The 19742-nt window shown below is 39.3% G+C and carries 13 protein-coding genes and 2 pseudogenes; 8 read left to right on the forward strand and 7 right to left on the reverse strand.

Translation table 11 applies throughout. From position 1 onward, the window contains the following. Window positions 1-10: 10 nt before the first annotated feature. From V7K97_RS20780 to V7K97_RS20790, 3 genes are all read left to right on the forward strand, one after another. Window positions 11-445: an XRE family transcriptional regulator gene (locus tag V7K97_RS20780; protein ID WP_334802983.1), complete on the forward strand. Its 435-nt coding sequence runs from the start codon at window positions 11-13 to the stop codon at window positions 443-445. A 48-nt stretch (window positions 446-493) separates the two neighbouring features. After that, window positions 494-1063, forward strand: a complete 570-nt coding sequence (locus V7K97_RS20785) for a deoxycytidylate deaminase (protein ID WP_334802893.1) — start codon at window positions 494-496, stop codon at window positions 1061-1063. 474 nt (window positions 1064-1537) lie between these two features. After that, window positions 1538-1954 carry a hypothetical protein gene (locus V7K97_RS20790; protein WP_334802894.1) on the forward strand — a complete coding sequence of 139 codons (417 nt, stop codon included), beginning with the start codon at window positions 1538-1540 and terminating at the stop codon, window positions 1952-1954. Here the strand turns inward: V7K97_RS20790 and V7K97_RS20795 are convergent. Continuing rightward, window positions 1949-2644 carry a restriction endonuclease subunit S gene (locus tag V7K97_RS20795; protein ID WP_334802895.1) on the reverse strand — a complete coding sequence of 232 codons (696 nt, stop codon included), beginning with the start codon at window positions 2642-2644 and terminating at the stop codon, window positions 1949-1951. The two genes, V7K97_RS20790 and V7K97_RS20795, sit on opposite strands and share 6 nt — an antisense overlap. After that, window positions 2644-4398 carry an HsdM family class I SAM-dependent methyltransferase gene (locus V7K97_RS20800; protein ID WP_334802896.1) on the reverse strand — a complete coding sequence of 585 codons (1755 nt, stop codon included), beginning with the start codon at window positions 4396-4398 and terminating at the stop codon, window positions 2644-2646. The genes V7K97_RS20795 and V7K97_RS20800 overlap by 1 nt, the downstream gene beginning before the upstream one ends. A gap of 382 nt (window positions 4399-4780) precedes the next feature. Here V7K97_RS20800 and V7K97_RS20805 point away from each other — a divergent pair, with 382 nt between their 5' ends. The 4 genes from V7K97_RS20805 to V7K97_RS20820 all read left to right on the forward strand — a co-directional run bounded on the left by V7K97_RS20805 (window position 4781) and on the right by V7K97_RS20820 (window position 11674). Next, window positions 4781-7636, forward strand: a complete 2856-nt coding sequence (locus V7K97_RS20805) for a DUF3131 domain-containing protein (RefSeq protein ID WP_334802897.1) — start codon at window positions 4781-4783, stop codon at window positions 7634-7636. A gap of 243 nt (window positions 7637-7879) precedes the next feature. Beyond that, window positions 7880-9850, forward strand: a complete 1971-nt coding sequence (locus V7K97_RS20810) for a glycosyltransferase family 2 protein (protein ID WP_334802898.1) — start codon at window positions 7880-7882, stop codon at window positions 9848-9850. 409 nt (window positions 9851-10259) lie between these two features. Then, window positions 10260-10973 (forward strand): PIG-L deacetylase family protein, encoded by a 714-nt coding sequence (locus V7K97_RS20815; RefSeq protein WP_334802899.1) that lies wholly within the window; start codon window positions 10260-10262, stop codon window positions 10971-10973. Window positions 10974-11347: 374 nt separating this feature from the next. Next, window positions 11348-11674 (forward strand): STAS domain-containing protein, encoded by a 327-nt coding sequence (locus V7K97_RS20820; RefSeq protein WP_334802900.1) that lies wholly within the window; start codon window positions 11348-11350, stop codon window positions 11672-11674. Window positions 11675-12449: 775 nt separating this feature from the next. Here V7K97_RS20820 and V7K97_RS20825 read toward each other — a convergent pair. Continuing rightward, on the reverse strand, window positions 12450-13640 hold the full coding sequence (locus tag V7K97_RS20825; protein WP_334802901.1) for a SpoIIE family protein phosphatase: 1191 nt from the start codon (window positions 13638-13640) through the stop codon (window positions 12450-12452). A 151-nt stretch (window positions 13641-13791) separates the two neighbouring features. Here V7K97_RS20825 and V7K97_RS20830 point away from each other — a divergent pair, with 151 nt between their 5' ends. Then, window positions 13792-14208: an ATP-binding protein gene (locus V7K97_RS20830; protein WP_334802902.1), complete on the forward strand. Its 417-nt coding sequence runs from the start codon at window positions 13792-13794 to the stop codon at window positions 14206-14208. Between the two features lie 46 nt (window positions 14209-14254). Here the strand turns inward: V7K97_RS20830 and V7K97_RS32135 are convergent. The 4 genes and pseudogenes from V7K97_RS32135 to V7K97_RS20845 form a co-directional block, all read right to left on the reverse strand. Next, window positions 14255-15526 (reverse strand): annotated as a pseudogene (locus tag V7K97_RS32135) (ATP-binding protein); the annotation flags it as partial. Between the two features lie 153 nt (window positions 15527-15679). After that, a pseudogene (locus V7K97_RS32140) lies at window positions 15680-16813 on the reverse strand (histidine kinase dimerization/phospho-acceptor domain-containing protein); the annotation flags it as partial. A 4-nt stretch (window positions 16814-16817) separates the two neighbouring features. Next, window positions 16818-17342, reverse strand: a complete 525-nt coding sequence (locus V7K97_RS20840; protein WP_334802904.1) for a Rab family GTPase — start codon at window positions 17340-17342, stop codon at window positions 16818-16820. Window positions 17343-17398: 56 nt separating this feature from the next. After that, window positions 17399-19588: an OmpA family protein gene (locus tag V7K97_RS20845; protein ID WP_334802905.1), complete on the reverse strand. Its 2190-nt coding sequence runs from the start codon at window positions 19586-19588 to the stop codon at window positions 17399-17401. Between the last annotated feature and the right edge of the window lie 154 nt (window positions 19589-19742).

The following is a 19742-nucleotide window of genomic DNA, read 5'->3' on the forward strand; positions in this document are numbered from 1 at the left end:
AGTGATAGAAATGTACAAAGTATATGTATCTGGTGCATTGACTAATGTAGAAAATCCAAAAGAATCCAAGGCACTTTATAAAAAAATTGGCTTGCTTTGCGAAGAAATTGGTCTTCAAGCCTATGTGCCGCACTTACAAACTGATCCCGTAAATAATCCGGATATTAGTCCTCGTGAAGTTTTCGACCAAGATAAGTATCAAGTAAGCAATTCAGACTTAGTTATTGCTTACCTTGGTTCACTATCCTTTGGTGTTGGAATGGAGTTAGCTTTTGCAGAGACAAACAAAATTCCTATCATTCTTCTATACGAAAGAGGAAAAACAATATCAAGATTTCCACGCGGCATTCCCACTGTGATTGCTGAAATACAGTTTCACAATCATGAAGATGCTTTGAATCAGCTTAAAAAAGTTTTGGCGAAGTGGAACCTAGAGCATCCATAGTTTCCGTTGTCAGCAAAGCAGTAGAATAAAGTTTGAAATTGACAGATTATGCAAGATATTTACCCAATCGACGAACGCCATCAAAGACCAACATGGGATGAATACTTTCTGATGTTGGCTAAACTTGCAGCAACTCGCTCAACGTGTTTAGCATTTCCAGTGGGTGCTGTGATTGTGAAAAACAAGCAGGTGGTAGCAACAGGTTACAATGGCTCACCATCGGGTTCGGCTCATTGTACGACTCAAGGGTACTGTTATCCAGGGTTAAGTAGCTGTGATGCTAGTAAAACTTTACCATCCAGAGCTGTACACGCCGAAGCAAATGCGATCGCCCAAGCCGCAAAACATGGTACCTCTACAGATGGTGCAAGTATTTACGTCACCCTAGAACCTTGTCTATCTTGTTTGAAATTAATTATCTCCGCAGGAATTAAGGAAATTTTTTATGAAACTTCTTTCAATAGCGGCGATAAAGCCTTGGTGAGAGATTCCTTTGTGAATGAAGGTCTAGTTACCCTCAAGCAAGTTAAGCTTTCTGAAGCCACAGCAAAAAGAGCCGCCTCGTTCCTGCTATCTTCTACATCTGTTGTCAGTTTTGACATTCTACAAAATTCCTAACCGAGTTTCACCGACGAGCATTAAATAATTAGGGACTTCAAAAAAATAAATTATCCAAATAAACGAACCACAGAGACACAGAGAACACAGAGGAATAAGGAGAAGAGAGTTTTTTCGCCAGTTTTTTGAGTATTTTTTATTTGGAAGTCCCTTATTGTCAATTTTTTCGATAGCTTGCTAATCAGCCAAAAGCTTTACGATAAAAGTATTTGAGGTGTATTTTTGCTGAGATTTTGCATAACTTAAGCATGAATTAGAGCCGCTATGCAATGTCCAAGGTGTGCATCAACTGATAACCGTAAGAATAGCAAAAAATATGGTAAACAAAATCATAGATTAAGCGAGAATTAAGTTATGCTGACACCCGAAAATGCTGCCACTGCCATCATAAATGCGACTCCCATAGCATGTAAACGAATTAATCGAATGTCCCGTGTCCTCCTGAAAACGCGAGGAGGTAGAAGAGGTAGCGGCATGGGTTCCCTTTTAGAAGCTCTTTGGGGATTCTCCACTAACCAAGTTTTATCAAAAGTTGATCCTGAAGCACACACCTATGAATTAGGATGGTTCTCCGATCATGGTTACAACGACTTTGCTTGCGTCTTAAAAGATGCTGAATGGAATTCAGATACGCGCTCCGGTGAGTTATTACGAATTGAGGCAAAATCAATGAATGCCCTAGCTGATGAATCTAAGGGGCACTTTGATGAATTGATTCAAAAACTTGATAATGAAGAAGTAAATCAATATTTAGCAGAGGAGTGGAAAATTCTTGCAGAGAATTTAGGAGTACAAACAGGAGGGCTTGCTAAAAAAGAAATCATCAATTTAATTAGAGAAAGATACCCTGATTACCGAGATAGACTTAGGTTAATCTCAGAAATTTTATAGCAAGATTACAGAAGGGTTTTCACCATATTCAAGAGCATGAACAACAGCATCTACGATTCTCTGAGGAAGTTCGGATAGCTCAATTGATAATTTTCGTCTATAAGAATTTTTATGAATTAAAAACTCTTCGTAATCTTGCTGTATTTCAATGGGAGGTAAAGGTATTTCTATTTCTAGTAAATCTTGAAGTTGAAGGCGAGGAAGTGCAGAGCCAGTTTGCCAATTTTGGACATACTGTTGTACATATTGTGATGCAAGAGTAGACCTTAAAAAATTTGGTAAAACCTTATCCAAATTAGGTGTTAGAACATAAAATTCGCCAGAGCAAATTCCATTGGAAGCTGGTTCTTCCGCCAAATAAACCTTGTTTAGATAAGGTCTAAGCCTACCATAAAGAATATCTCCCTTCTGAAAAATTTTTGACCTTGAGCGGATCTCTCTTCCGTATTTTGGATAAAAGTTAATTAAATCTCCAGTCAAAGATTGAATATTTTCAAGTCCTACATAATTCAAAATTTTGTCTGGATTGGCTTGAGGATTTAGTGTTTCCTTACGCTCAGTGACGATTTCTTGAAGTGATACTAACTGAAATACGGTATTGGAGGCATTAGTTCCTTCGTTACAAAAAAACTCGACTTTCCAACAAGTTTTTTGTTTAAAGTCAGCTATTGAAGCAGTTCCAATCCACATTATTTACTACCCTTCTTTTGAATAAAGCACTCATACTCTTTAGCTACTTCGTCAAAATCTGAAGTATCTTTTAGCCGCCCAGCAGCATCATAACCAACATTATCAATTCGAGCTAGGAAAATAGAATAATCTTGATCTCGCTTCTCATCTTTACGCCACTTGTGAGCAAAAATAATACTGGTTTTTATATTTGCTCCAAACGGTGAAAAAGTCTCAACAGGAAGGCTGATAACTGCAAGTATCTTGGTTTCTTCTTGAAGCCAATCTCGGACATATTTAGAACTCCGATTAGCGATAATTCCATCAGGTAAAATAATTCCAATTCGTCCACCTGGTCTTAAAAATTTAATACTTCGCTCAATCCCTAAAACTTCTAGGGGGCAACTTTTTCTCCCCTTAGCAAGAGAGGATTCACCTATTTGTGAAATAGCATCTGATCCGAGTAATGAACCAAATGGTGGGTTAGTCAATATTAGATCAAATGAACTTGATTGCAGATCAGGATAATTTGAAAATTCTAATAGAGCATCTGTGCATCTGATATTACTGTGTCCATCACCTTGAAGTCGCATATCAGTCATTGCAATGCGGACCATTCGATCGCTCTTCTCAATACCATGTAGCTTACCAAACGCAAATTCATGCAAGAGTTTTTCCGCGCCAAACTGATTTTGACTTCTGACAAACTGTAAACAAGCTGTCAAAAAATGTGCTGAACCACAAAACGGATCAAGAATTAGCTCAGAAAGCTGAGGACGGGCTATGTTGACCATGAACCTTACTACTTGATCAGGTGTGAAGTATTGCCCCATACCTGCACGGATGACAGGATTAATAACTTTTTGAAATGCACGCCCTTTAACATCTGTATCAGAATGGCCGATGTCGTAGTTTTGAAGAACTTCTACAACTTTGACTAATGCTGGACTAGAAAGACGTAATTTTGTATTAAATACTCCACGCGAACGTTGGTAAGCTGGAATTTTAAGACTAAAGACTCGTGTATCGTATTCAGTTGCTTCAAAATATAAAGCTCTTATAACTGCTGCAAATTCCTCTGTTGAGCCATATAAAAGCTTCTGTAAACGATATGCTTCACCAGCCTTTGTCATTTCCTCATCGTATAACTTTGCATACAGAATCTTGCATAACTCATCAAGTGCTTCATCTGCATGAAAGCCATCAATATCTCTTATATAACTATGAATTTCAAAGAAAACGTTCTCAACACGTTCTGATAACGTTGATAGTTTATTCTGAGTATCAACATCATCAATAGCTATACTTAGCTTTAAATTAGATGAGAACTCTGGTTGAGAGTAAGCTTCAATATCAATAATGTATTCACATTTTTCACTATCAAATCGACGGCGTAAAAATTTAGTGCCCTGATCTGTTCCATTCGTTACGATTCCTAGCCCGGCACAATTACTTCCTGTAAGAGTTGAAACTAGGATATTTTCAGCCTTTACTAATTCACTTTCCTCACTGATAGAAACCCATAAGAAAGTTTCTCTGCTCATTGTTGATAAGCAAATTCCAAAAAAGTCTTTTACAGTTGATTCCGAGCTTTCAGAATCAACTAGACTAATTCGATTTCCTAACCAGTTGGTTGGATAGTTATAGCTTTCAAGCAGTTCTCGGAGTATCCACTGGCGTATAGATTGTTTAGAGTGGCTTTGAACCCTTAGATTAGTTTTTTCAAGCAGCCAATCATCGGGGCGTACCAAGTAAAAGCTTCTCAGACGCGGCATGGTATAACCTTAGAGGGTAGTAGACAGCTACCTTTGCTTACATAACAAGGACAAGTATCATACAATATTGATGACGCATTGTCAACCAAATTATGACGCTCTGTCGAAATTATTTGCAATACAGAGTAGGGGTATGGCGGGCGTAGCGATCGCTATGCAATGTTCAAGATGTGCATCAATTCATAACCTAACCTCTACTCTTATGAGGAAATTTGACCTAATTATTTCCCTGATTACGCTATACACGATTTGATGTTGTTCGCTGACGCTACTCCAATGAATCGATCAAGCCATTACCAAAAGAATACACCTGATCAAAGCTCGATTTATGAATTATAACTGTACAGACGGGCTATGACGCTCCTAACTCTTTCTTGACATTATGATATACAAACCCCCTCAACAAAAGCTGTTGAGATGGATTGCATTGTTCCTAGTTGGAACATTTCTGCAATTTTTGTTTTACATCCCAACGCCAGTCTTATCCCAAAATTCCAATAGCTGTAGCAATATTACAGTCCCGCTCACACCTGAAGAGCTAACTTATGCTCGTGGTGCTTGGCAGTATTTTGTCAAAAATTATCAGCCAGCAACGGGATTTAGTAATTCCACTGGGGGTTATCCTTCGGGTACACTCTGGGATATGGGTAACTACCTGATGGCGTTGAATGCTGCACGCTGGTTGAATCTTACCGATCAAGCAGACTTTGATAACCGCCTCAACAAGTTTTTGACGACTCTCAACACCCTGAAGTTATTTGAAGATGCGTTGCCAAATAAAGTCTATAATGCAGCTACCGCACAGATGGTTGATTATGGTAATAATCCGGTGGAGCAGGGTCTTGGTTGGTCTGCTTTGGATGTTGGACGAATACTGGCTGCCTTTGATGTCATCCGTACCTGTCACCCCCAATATAATGATTGGCTCAAAGGGATTGTAACAAAGTGGCAGGTGGCGCGATCGCTCAAAGATGGAGAACTTTTTGGCGCTATTGTTCTTCCAGACAAAAAAACCTTACTGGTGCAAGAAGGACGACTCGGCTACGAAGAATACGCCGCTAGAGGTTATCAACTTTGGGGTTTCTCTGCAACCAAAGCTATTGCTTTAGAACCGTTTAAGTTAGTTGAAATTAATGGTGTCCAAATTCCCGTTGATACCCGTGACTTTCAAAGCACCAACGCTAATAATTATGTTGTGAGTGAGTCTTATATCCTTGATGGAATTGAATTTGGCTTGCAAGGCAAGTTAGCTGATTTTGCTGCCAGGGTTTTAGATGTGCAAAAACGGCGTTTTGATACCACAGGTCAGTTGACTGCGGTTACAGAAGATAATATCGACCAAGCACCTTATTTTCTCTACAACACCGTCTACGCAAACGGTGTAAACTGGGCAACAATCACCGACGGCAACCAGCCTTATCCACAGTTTCGCAGCATCAGCACCAAAGCTGCTTTTGGCTGGCACTATCTATTTCCAGATAATGCCTATGCCCAAAAAGTTTTTGATGCAGTCAAGGATCTCCGCAGTCCTGATGATGGTGGTTACTATGCTGGTATCTATGAAGAATCAAAACAACCCAACAAAGCTTTAACAGGTAATACTAATGGGTTAATTTTAGAGATTTTATACTACAAATCTAGGGGAAATCACCCTTTAATTGCTTCCAATTCTGCAAGTGTATCTACTGGTAAGCCTAGTGAAAATGCTTCTCCTGCAACACCCGCAAATCAAGCGAATTCTACTGTCAAGCCCAGTGAAAATGCCTCTTTGACAACACCCGCAAATCAGCCGAATTCTACTGTTAAACCTGCTACTGCAACCCCTGCGGATACTTCTAAAGTCATAGAAGTAACCGTTGCACCGATTCCACCAGTGGATAGTCCCCAGTCATCATCTAACCTGAAACTAAATCGACCACTGACGGTTATTGAACGGCGCTATGCAGAGGCGGCTTGGCGATACTTTCAAGCGAATTATCATTCTAAGAGTGGGCTGATAGACGATCGCAGTGATTTTCAAGGCGCAACCCTCTGGGGATTAGGAGATTATCTCGCAGCCCTCCATGCAGCGCGATCGCTCGATATAATTACCCCCAAAGAATTTGATGGGCGCACCCGCCATCTGTTAGCAGCCTTGACAAAGTTACCGTTATTTGGCGGTGAATTGCCGAGTCGAAGTTATGATACGCGATCGCTCCAACCAATAGATTATGGTGGAAATCCAGTTGCAGAAGGAACCGGTTGGTCAGCTTTAGATTTAGGTAGAATGCTGGCAGCCCTTTACAACTTAAAAACCTGTCATCCAGAATACACGGCTGCCGTAGATAAAATAGTGCTGGATTGGTCATACTTGCGTGTGGTACGCGAGGGTATTCTGTCTAGTGCCACCGTTACCAAAAATCAAGAAGGGCAATATCTCACCCGCGTTAACCCAGAAATCCGCTTGGGTTATGAGGAATATGCAGCTCGTGCTTTTCAATTATGGGGGTTTAATGTTGAGCGTTCTGCTGTTGGGGGTGAATATCAAACTGCCTCAGTGGAAGGATTGAAAATCCCAATTCAACGCCATCGCACAGATACTAATTCCAAAGTTAACCAATACACAGTTAGTAATCCTTTTGTACTCTATGCACTGGAGTTTGGACTAGATCCACAAATGCGATCGCTCTTTGAGCCAATTTTCCAAGCACAAGCTGAACGTTACCGTCGCACCGGCACCTTTACAGCCTCAGCCACCACCTTGATTGATCGTAAACCTTATACTGTCCACAGTACAATTACTGGACAAGGTGAGCCTTGGGTAGCTTTAGGAGATGATGGTCAACCCATACCAAAAGGGCGATTGGTAAGTACAGCGATCGCTTTTGCCTATAATGCCCTGCTTCCAGAAAATAAGTATAGTCAACAGTTACTCCAAGGGACGACTGACTTATATAATCCACTAGCAGGATTTTATGAGGGCTTCTACGAAACGACCGGCAAAACAGCAGTTGGTTTCACCAGTAGTACCAACAGTGTGATTTTGCAATCATTGCTATACAATGTGACAAATCGACAACCTTTAATTCGTCCGACTACCACCATGAAATCTCTTTGGTGGCAAGCAGTTACCGAGGGAAATTCTGGGCGAGGTCTACCAAACATCGCCGCACAAAAAACCAAGTTAATTTCTGATAGTTCTGGAAGTTATTGGGTTTCAGATAGTGAAAAGACTGACCTAGTAACTGGTGCAAAATAACATAACCGAAAACGTGGTTTTCACGTAGGGGCAATTCATGAATTGCCCCTACAGTGTGTAGTTTTACATAAGTCCTAGTAATACCAAAATTCTTGTAGAGACGTAGCATTGCTACGTCTCTACATCCAGGCTCAATTCAGCAACGCCAATTTTAGGTTGATCGAGAAGAGGTTGTTAATTACAAATTAAACTAGGGAATACTTATTTTTAGGGGATGTAGATACATTAACTATCGATACTAATATGACTTCACTTCCTATTACAAACTTTTCCGGTAACAGCCGCTCATTACTCAAAAAAAGAACGCTGCTATTTCGTTATCTAGCAGAAATCAATTTAATTTTTGGCATCTGGTATTTGCAATGGCGCATCACCCATTCCATCAATTTTGATGCCCTCTGGATTTCTATTCCTTTGCTGATAGCAGAGATTTATAGCTATTTGGGTGGCGTAATGTTTGTAATTGGCTTATGGCGGCCTTTAGATCGACAAATTAAGTCTCTCGACCAGATGACTCCACCTATACCTAGAGCCGACTGGCCAACAGTGGATGTGTTTATAACCTGCTATAACGAACCGCCAGAAATTGTCGAAGAAACCGCCAAAGCCGCCCTAGCAATGGATTATCCGGCAACCAAGTTACGGGTTTATGTGCTGGATGATGGTAACTCAGCTGATATGCGAGCAATGACAGAAAGATTGTATCTTGAGGATTTGCAGTCAGCACAATTACAACAAGAAGTAGAACGAATTGATGCAGAACGCTATTGTTTGTTGGAGCGCCGAAAGCAACTGGAAAATCTCACACCTAATATTCAAGCTGCTGAACAATGGCTGCAAGCATCATCACAACCGATAGTTAACGAGTCTGCTCGTGGATTTGTGCAAAGTCTGCGACAGTTAATTCTTTGGCTAGCTCCAGAAAATTATACTATTAGCGATCGCCTAACTACCGAACGCAAAGCCTTAGAAGAATCTATTCACAAGAAAGAACTAGAACTTTTTGAATTTACTCGCTTTTCTTACATTGCTCGTCCCAAAATTGCTGGTGTACCCCACCACGCTAAAGCCGGGAATCTCAATCATGCCATTTTTTCTGGAGAAACTTCTGGACAGTTTATTCTTACCCTAGATGCTGACCATATTCCCAAACCCCAATTTCTCAAACGCATTATACCTTATTTTTATACCTATAATCTTTTCACAGGCAAATACGAACAGAATCAAATTGCTTTTGTCCAAACTCGCCAGGATTTCTACAATATTCCTGCCGGCGATCCCTTTGGACATCGAGCAAATTTATTTTATGGGCCACTTCAACAAGGCAAAGATGGCATGAATGCTGCTTTTTATACAGGCACAAATGCAATCTTAAGGCGGGAAGCACTAATTAGTGTTGGACTACAACATTTTGCTGATGAGTTTGCCAAAGATGAAAAATGTTTAGATGAATTTCAATTAATTGGTGGCGTATCCAGCAACAGTATTACAGAAGATATGAATACAGCTATGCGTCTGCATGGTGCTGGATGGAAATCTATTTATCACCATGAACTTTTGGCAGAAGGTTTAGCGCCAGATGATTTGAGTTCTACTCTTAAACAGAGGCTACGTTGGGCACAAGGAACTATCCAAGTACTACTGAGAGAAAATCCTCTCACAAAATCAGGGTTAACATTTTGGCAAAAGTTGCACTACTTTAAGACCATGTATAGCTATTTTTCTGGTTTTGCAACCCTGGTTTTTATTTCTTGTCCAATTATCTATTTTTTTACAGATATTATTCCAGTTAAAACCTACGGATGTGACTTTGCTATACACTTTTTTCCCGCTTTTATAATCAACCGTCTCACTTTTCTCGCAGCCACCTGGGGCATTCCCGCTAGGGAACTTTGGCGATCTGAACAATATGCGATCTCTTTATTTCCCTTATTTATCCAAGCCGTATGGAGTGTATTCACAGGGCAAAAACTCAATTTTCAAGTCACACCTAAGCAACGGCAATCTGGGATTTATCTCAAGCTTGTTTGGCCTCAGTTGGTTGTTTTTACCCTCACTATCCTGGGAATATTATGGAGCCTTTACCGCTTTTTTACAGGCCATCTAAATTATCCTGAAGTTCACCTAATTAATGGTGCTTGGGCTATCTATAACTTATTACTATTGTCGGCTATTATCCGCGCGTCTGTTTGGCAACCTCCAAAAGAGGTCTAAGAGATTGTTTGAAAAGTCCTTTTCTTGGTAGTTTGATTCCGGTTCCCCCCTTTTTAAGGGGAGCCAGCACGGTCTTCTCCCTTGGCGCTAGCCTCTCCCTTTGGGAGAAGGGGAGACGCTAAAAGCGATAGCGAGTCCGCGTTCGCTTTTAGCGTCTCGTAGAGAGCGTCTGGGGTCTCCCCAAGTAGAGCGACTGGCGTGGGTTAGGGGGGATCTAGAAGTGCCTAAAATCATAGCTAAATACTTTTCAAACAACCTCTAAAAGGTAGGGGGGTTAAAAAGAAAAAAACTAGTGTTTACTGAATCCTAGTTTTGCCAAGTTTAGATTTTGAATTTTAGATTGAAGGAAAACATAAAACCTAAAATTGAATGGCTCCTTATTAATAAATGCAATCCAGTCAAAACAGCTATGAACACTTATTCAGAATCAAATAACTTTGGTCAGCGAACTGTCTTAACAATTTATGCTCATGCTGATGATGAAGTTCTACCTGCTGCTGGTACTCTCAGTCTGATGTCTAAGGCAGGATGGAATGTTCATTGCTTAATTTTGACTGATGGCAGTCTTTCTAGTTCGCCTGTTAAGGGGACACGTCATCAAGAAGCAGATGCGGCTGGTAAAATCATCGGTGCAGGTTACGAGTTTTATGCACTTGAGGAGTGTAATTTTTCAACACAAGCAGTGATTAAAGTTACAGAAGAAGCTCTTGGGCGTTGGCAACCGGATCTGATTATTACTCACGCACCACAACCTGAAAAATATGGACATAGAGATCATGAAGTGTGTGCAATCGCAGTTTCTAATGTTGCTACCCGTAAAAATATCCCTTTATGGTATTCAGCACCGCCTGTTTTTTTGCGCGGTTTTGAACCCAACTTTTTTGTGGACATCACCTCTGTAATTGAAGAAAAAGTTGCAGCTATCGGTTGTTATGAGTCAGAGGTAAATAAAGCATTTATGCAACTTGATGCAATCCTGATTTTATCTCGTTTCTGGGCGCGAGAATTAGGTCAGAAAGATGGCTATTTTGAAGCTTTTGAAATTTCTCGGCAATGGGTTGATGCTAGCTTCTTTGCTGCCATCGCAAATAGTAGTAATCACCAAGCAATCAAAAAAAACTAATTGCATAACAACACAAAAGTATTTCTATAGGAATCATATTTGATTTCTGAAAAAATCTCGGTAGTCTTGTAATGGACTGTCATGGCTAAAATGATTGCAAAAAAATTGTCGGTTGGGGAGCCACTGCGTTGCGCGGGTTTCCCGCGTTGTAGCAAGTGGCGTTGGAGGCTTTGCCAAAGCCAACATCCTGATAATCAGTTGGGTTGCGCTCCGCTCCACCCAACAAAAGTCTAATGCACTATTTTGCGTAGACAGTCCACTACGTGCATTTCAAAAATCAAATACTAGTCCTATATATCTATTGCAGTTTACCTGATGTCAATGCCAAAATATAAATATATCTTTTGCAAACAAAATAATCGGAAACTAAAGCCATGAAGTTGAATGTAACAGTACTAGAATTATCTGGAATTTTAGATGGGATTAGAGGTAATGAGCTACGTCGTGAAGTTAGCGATGTTGTGGCAAAGGGAGCCGATATTTTGTTACTCGATATGAAAAAAGTAACCTTTATTGATAGCTCTGGTTTAGGTGCTTTAGTATCAGCGATGCAAGCGGTACGAAACGCTAAAGGTAAACTTTTTATCTGTTCTATCAGCGATCAAGTGAAAATGTTGTTTGAATTGACAAAAATGGATAGAATTTTTCAAACCTTTGCTGACCAAGATGAATTCTATCGCCAAGTATTGGCAACACAATAAGCTGTTAGATAGCTTACCTCATATTAGTTTGAGCCTTAGCATAAAGAACCCCTGATTCGCACATTTACCCCTAAGTAAAAGAAGAAATAATATCAGTTTAGGTTAAACACTTATAATATCTGTAGGCTTGCGTTGAGGGGAGCATCCCAAATGTGCAAAAACCTTGATAGCCCTCATCCCCTAACCCCTTCTCCCATCTTTGGGAGAAGGAGAACTAGAATTATGTCTCCCCTCTCCCAAAGATGGGAGAGGGGCTGGGGGTTAGGTCTTTCATAGGCTTTTCCACATGACGTGAAAAGTCAGCCTAGGGAAGGGGGTTAGGGGGTTAGGTTTTTGGTGGACTTTTCCACATAACGTGAAAAGTCAGATTCAAATCCTAGTGCCGCAAGGCGGAATTAAAAATTAAAAATGAATACGGCGTGGAATGGATGGTTTATTTACGCTGTGCTGTAGTAGATAGGCATTAGGGACTTCCATATCCAAATAAACGAACCACTCCAGACAAGGCAGCGCGGTCTTCTCCCTTGGCGCTAGCCTCTCCCAATGTGAGAAGGGGAGACGCTAAGAGCGATAGCGCCGGCGGCAAGCGAGTCCGCGTACCCTTACAGGGAAGCAAGCTACGCTTTTAGCGTCTCGTAGAGAGCGTCTGGGGGTTTCCCCCATGAGCGACTGCCGCACGGAGAACACAGAGAAAGGAGAAATAGAGAGGGTTCTTGGGTCAGTTTTGGGACATTTTTTTATTTGTCAGTCCCTTACAGGGCAAAAAAAGATGATTTTAACCAAAGTTAACTTTTACTAAAGAAAAGTCATCGTCAAGATTATCTTGAGTATTTAAGGTGAGGATTTTCGCTAATATTTGATTGAGGTTGCAGGGATCTTTTTGACTATATTTAGTTAATAATTCAATGAAAGCATCGATGCCCCAAATTTTACCATCTGACTGATTAATTTCATAAGCACCATCACTAAAGATGTATAAAGTACTATTTTCTTCGATATCAAAAACAGCATCCTCAAATTGAACTTCAGGTAAAAAGCCAATTGGTAAATCTAAAGAACTTAGCTGTTTAACTTGAATACTTGTGGTAGAGGTATTAGAAAATAACAAAGCTGGTGGATGTCCGGCGTTGGCATAAATGAGTTGACGTTTAAGGCGGTGATAAACTCCATACCAGATTGTGAAGTACTTATCACCGTGCTTACTCATTTGGAAAGCGTGATTGAGGGCTTTCAGGACTTCACTTGGTTGACAAAAGTTAGTATTAGGTAGAGATTGCGATCGCAAAACATTCAGCACCGATACCGATAGGAGGGCTGAACCCACGCCATGACCTGATACATCTAACAAATAAATTGCCAAATTATCCTCGTCAATCCAATGATGGTCGAAGCAATCACCCCCTAGCTGGGCTGAGGGAATAAACAGATTTTCTGTAGTTACTGATCCTACAAGTGGTGAGGGTAGAAGCGATCGCACATAAGCAGCCGCCTCAGACAATTCTGCTTCCAAAATTTGCTTTTGGGCTTCCAAATCCTGATTTAGTGTCTCTAAAGCTTGTTTTCGACTTTGTAAATCCTGATTTAACTGGTGTAACCTTAGTCCTGCTCTTACCCGCGCTTTCAATTCATTCATCTCTATTGGTTTAGAGATAAACTCGTCTGCTCCCGCGTCAAGTCCCCTAACTCGATCTTCCTCCTCTCCTCGAGCTGCTCCCCTAGCCGTCAATAGAATAAAAAAAGTAGTCGCTAACTCTGGATCTGTTTTAATTCGACGACACACTTCTAGTCCATCTAGGTGGGACATCATCCAGTCACAGATAATCAGGGCAGGATGTAACAGTTTTGCTTGTATAATTCCTTCTTCCCCATTACTGGCTACAGTAGTCTCATAACCCTGCCTTTGGAGTGTACTTTTCAGTACTGCTCGCACTGTTGGGTCATCATCAATAACCAGAATTTTAAACATAGATTACACTTTATTAAGTAAAATGATGGATAAAAAGTTGCTTTAATTTAAGTTATATGCGATTTAATTTTTCAATGTATAGTAAAAATACCCAAATTAAATAAATTAATTAAGGAATATGATGGTTGCAAAATCTTTTATTGGTTAAAAAGTGAATAAAAAAATTTATCTAAAAGTTAACACAGACCTAACAGCATCACCTCAAGTATTGTCTTGGTTTGAGCAGATGAATCAACCACCTATTCCTGACAAGCAAATTTGGTGGCAATGTCAAACACTTTTGATGGAAGGCTTTACTAACATTGTTGAACACGCTCATATAAATTTACCTATTGAAACTCCTATTGAGATAGAAGCTGTGCGGTTTGATGAATACATAGAAATTCGCATCTGCTCTCAAGGTGAACCATTTGACTTAGAACAAAAATTACGGCAAACAACTGAATTTGAGGAGAATGATCAAGGCCGAGGTCGTGGTTTAAAAATCATGTCCACTATTGCCGACAAGTTGAGTTATGAGCCGACAGTAGATAATCGTTACTGTTTATTTATTATTAAATATTATTAAATATGTCGTTGAGAGGAATGGGAAATGAGGAAAATTTTTATAAATCCTAACTCCTAATTAAAAACTCTCGGATGCGTTTAACAAACTCTTCCAACTCTAAGATTAAGTTACTGCTACCTCGACGCTCTTGCTTATAAGCGAGTTGTTCTAGTTTTTCTGCTGCCAGAGACATGGTTGTAAATCCCATATTGGCACTAGAACCTTTAATTTGATGTCCTTGGAGCGCTATTTGCTCAAAGTCATCAGCTGCGATCGCTATTTTAACTACCTCTAGACGAGATTGAATATCTTCAACAAATATTTGCAGTAGTTCCAATTCAAATTCTGGGTTGTTTTCTGACAGTTGATGCAAGCGTTCCCAATCAATTGGGAGGTGAATTGAATCTACGTCTGTTGTAGAAACTATCTGCTCCCAAGCATCTGTTTCTTTTGCCCGATATATCACACTTGCCCAATACTCTAGGGTCGCCGCCAATTTTTCTTTCTTTACTGGCTTGCTCAAATAGTCATCCATTCCGGCATCTAGACACATTTGTTGGTCTTTTTTCATGGCATTAGCAGTCATTGCAATTACCACAGGACGATAACCACTAGCAAAGCGGCTTTCTTGCCAACGATGAATTTCTCTTGTGGTTTCCAAACCGTCAAGAACTGGCATTTGGTAATCCATCAGAATTAAATCGTAGGGAATTTTTTCTAATAGCTGTAATGCTTCTTTTCCATTACCAACAACATCAGCACGATAGCCCAGATTTTGGAGTTGCTTCAAGGCTATTTTCTGATTCACCAGATTATCTTCAGTTAAAAGAATTCTTAATTTATGAGAGTCAGTAAAATGATCATCACCATTGTTTTCATAATTTTTCACTCCTGAATTCTGACTCCCCTCGGCTGAGGCTCTGGGAAGCTTGAATTCTGACTCCTGACTCCCCGCTTCCTCTGAAATCACAGAAGCGGCAATCGTAAAGTGAAATTTACTACCTGCACTAGGTTCACTTTCAACCCAAATTCTGCCACCCATTAACTCGCACAGTTGCTTGCAGATAGCAAGACCTAACCCAGTACCACCATACTGTCGAGTAATGGAGGAGTTAACTTGACTGAAGGCTTTAAATAAACGTTCAAGGCGATCGCGTGGAATTCCGATGCCTGTATCTTTAATAGTAAACTGAATTTCGTCAGTATTTGCCGCAGAATAATGATTAATATCACTATTCTTGGGGATTATAACTGAAACTTCTATACTTCCAGTTTCGGTAAATTTAATCGCATTACTGATTAAATTAATCAAGACTTGGCGCAGTCGAGTTATATCCCCCACAATTGTAGTAGCAAGTTGAGAAGTATCTAAAAATGTGAGTTTTAAACCTTTTTCTTTAGCTTGAGGTGCAAGCATATAAAGAGCCTCCTTAATACAATTTTGTAAAATAAAAGGTTCCTCTTCTAGTTCCAAGTTAGCCGATTGTATTTTAGAGAAGTCAAGGAAATCGTTAATAATTTTGAGTAAGGAATTTCCACTGCTATAAATGATTTCAATAAAGTTTTGCTGTTCAGCAGTCAATTCAGTATCTAGCAACAAACTAGCCATACCCATTACCGATGCAATCGGAGTCCGAACCTCATGGCTAATCATCGCTAAGAATTCTTGTTTAGCAAGTTCTGCCTGCTTTCGTTCAGTCATGTCTCGCAAAATGTAAACATAACCTTGAAAATGTTCAATTTCTGTTTTAACTATTGAGGATGAAAAAGCTACGGGAATTTCTTTCCCACTTTTGGTATAGCAAACAGTTTCTACCTCTTTTACTAAAGGAATTATTTCTGGCTCATGAGATATATCAATACTTTCTATATCTCCAATCATCAGTGGATAGTTATTGAATTCTCTAATAATTTTTGTGATAGATTGACCAATTAGTTCTATCTCATTATATTGCAATAAAATTTGTGCAGCGTAATTGACTTTTTTTATCTCACCTGATAGTGTTGTCACTAACAATGCGTCTGCTATTGAAGTTACAATTTGGTCAATATATTGTTTAGAAGCCTTTAAATTACGTAGCAAAAGATTTGCTTCATTTGCACCTTGAAACAAAGATTGCTCAAGAACCATCCTTTCTGTCGAGTCTTCTACAACAATGATTAGCCGATTGCTAGAATGGTCTATTTGACTTTTCACGGGATCTGGAAAACCTCTCTCCTGCAAGGAGAGAGGCTTTGAATTCTCCCCCTTACCTTGTAGGGAAGGGGGCTGGGGGGTTAGGTTTTGCCTCTTCTTTTCCACATGACGTGAAAAGTCAGAATGGCCTTCTTGGATATTATTAGTAATACGAATATCAATATACAAAGGATAAGTCGTATCTTGTGAGCGCATAATTCCTTTTAATTCAAAATTATCTTGCTCGCCCTGTCGAATTGCATCAAAAATATCCTCAAGTCCCTCTAATTCTGGAAACGCAATCCGAACATCCTGACCTGGCTTCACTTCATCAGAAATATCGGCAAAATGATTTATTCCCAAAGACATCTCTAGAATCTTCAAGTTTTCATCAATTATCAAATATTCAATACCACATATAGATAATACGTTTGTCAACAATGAGTTCATCTTACTAAATTAACCGATTGGCTAAAGTGTGAAATATTTCATCAACATTATTACCTGTTTTAGCTGAAGTTATATATGTATCTAATATATTATTTTTAGTAGTGAAATTATACATTTTACGGATGTTTTCTAAATATTCGGCTGCAATCATGTCTGATTTATTAAGTGCAACGACAATATAGCTTTTAGGATTAACAGCTAAAAAAGTTTGAATATGTTCCTGGATATGATTGAGCGTTTCTGGTTGTGTCACATCACCAACTATCACAGCACCTTTAGAACCTTGAAAATAATTTTGAGCAACTGCCTTAAACTTATTACTGCCTTCAATATCCCAAATTATCAACTGCAAATCTTGTCTATCAAGTAGGTCTTTTTGAGAAACACAAATCAATTTACGAGATAATTTTACTCCGACAGTTGAAAGGTATTCGTCACTAAACTTAGACTCTACAAATTGCCTAATTAAACTAGTTTTACCTACACCAAAATCACCAAACAAACATATTTTTCTAGAGATTGTAGACATAATTGGGAAAAAATAGGGGATGTTTTATAGTAATCATTGTTGCTATCAGATTAGAATTACTTATTTATCACTTCTAGAATGGCACAGCGACTTAACCATGAGGGGTTAGTTGCATCAATTCCTGGTGGTAAATTTGTCCTACCAATGGTTTCTAGACGAGATGGCTCAATACCTAATTTAATCAGTGCTTGTTGTACAGCATTTGCTCGCATCAGTGCCAATTTTTCAGATGCGATCGCACTAGTACCGTCATAACTATAACCGATGATTTTTAAATGTTTGTTTGGGTGCTGATTTAGGAAAACCTTGGCTTGTTGAACCTTATGCCCCAAATCCGTTTTCATTAAACTCGCTGAGTCGGGTTGAAAGTAAAATCGAACTTCAATCTGTGTGGGTTGTACTCGCACCGCACTAGATACAAATTTTACACCGGGAATTTGTTCAAATGCATTAGCAATAATCTGAGCATCTGCAATCCGGTTGACGGTACCTTCGACAGCTACTTTACCAGTGATGTATTGAGCGGAAATTGCTATACCGTCAGTTTGATTTAAAACTGCTGTGACTCGTTTGACTTCAGCAGCAGCTAATACCGGATCTGCTGGTACTTCTACTAATAAAATTTGATTGTCAATCAACCAATTAGGAGAGGTTATTTTGACAATTTGCTCGGCTTTCTGGCGAAGAAGTTGATTAGGTAATCGTCCCGTTAATTTTAATTTATTGTGTTCTACTTGTACGGTGAGCCGATATACGGCTAGTTCTGGAGTAGAAGTTAGAGCCAATGAAGTTTGATTTTCAATGGAATGTATCACTCTACTATGGTATTGCCAAATGCCCCAAGGAATTAAAATGCTGCTGATAACTGTTAAGCCTAATATCAATAGTGGTGAGAATTTTGTTTGCTTTTGCTGCTGAATAGCTGTATCTTTTAGTTTTTCTAGAAGGGCATGAACTTCAATAGGAATTAAATCTGGATCGCCGTCAAATTTCTCAATTAAATTACCATATTTTCTAACAATTATGCTTAAACTTTGCCGCATTTTCCAAATAAAAGTTTTGCTTGGTTCTCCTTGGACAACGATGGCTAAGTAACAGTATCCTGCAACTTCTAAAATTATTTTTGATGCCCCATATTCAATTGCATCTAATTCTGTCATGGTTCCAGATTGATTGATGCAATCATTGGCAAAGCTGCGAATTGCTGTCAGCATTCCTGCTACCATTTCAGCCTCTAGCTGCTCTACATTAGAGTGCTGAATATCTGAGATAACTAAACCAGATGCTTTATGAATTAAAAAAATGGCTTGAATTGTAAATGGTAGAGCTTCTTTCAGAATTAATTCTGCTTCTGAAACTCCCTGTAGTTTGGCGCGAATTTTGCGTTTGATGCCTTCAACACTGAGGGTTTCTTCAACTTGTTGGTTAATGGCACGGATTGTCTCTGCCATGTATTTGGCTATGGTACTACCAATAATTGGGTAGAGTGCATCCACAACGATATTCTCTTCAATTTCAATTTGCTTTTTTATCGCTCGTCCCATTGCCGGTGCGATCGCATCTGAAACTTCTTCTGGCGCAATCATAATCTGCTGGGAAATAGCTAGAGGAATAACAGGTGCGATCGCAGCACCCATACTAGTTTTATCTTGTTCAGTGCGACTGCAAATAATCTGATCGATAATCGGAGCAATTATTTGTACAATTTCCTCTCTAGACTCTGCAATTGTCAGCTTTAAAAGCTCAGAAATCCACGGTAGTAGTAGATTGATTAGCTCTTTAGGGTCATAAATTTGATGTTCTAATATTGTTAATTTTTGTTCAAACTTAGCTGTAATATTGTTTATTTCTGCTAATTCATATCCGACTAATATCTCGCGTAATTTTTGCAATGCATCCTCTGAGTTGTCTAACTTTTCCTCAAATGTTGCAAATATTTCAATAGATTGTTCTAATTCTTCTTGAGTAATGTGTGAGTAATTAGATATATTTTGATGAAAATTAAAATCAGACTCTAAATAAGCTTCACAGACTTCTAATGTCACTGGAGAAAGTTGCAGGAATTCAATTTCTTCTGGAATATACTCAGGACTACGATCAGTTTCCGATGGTAATAAGGGAAAAGATGGCTCAGGTGATTCGATAATTTTTAGTTCGACTAGTAAATCCAGTAAATTGTTAAGTTGTATATCATTTTCTGTCTTCAACTTAACAGATTGAGAAATGGAATTTTCCACCTGAGTCATAGTTTTAAAATTGCTGAGTTGGGAGTTATGCCTTAATTACGAATGTAATTCTGCCGTACTATTGGAGTGATATCAAGTCCGGATAATTAGTTATGATTTCCACAGTCATTGCACCCCACCCCCAGCCCCTAAGAGCCGGCTCTTAGGGGAGACA

The sequence above is a fragment of the Nostoc sp. genome, assembly GCF_036917815.1.
In the GTDB taxonomy this organism is placed as follows: Bacteria; Cyanobacteriota; Cyanobacteriia; order Cyanobacteriales; family Nostocaceae; genus Nostoc.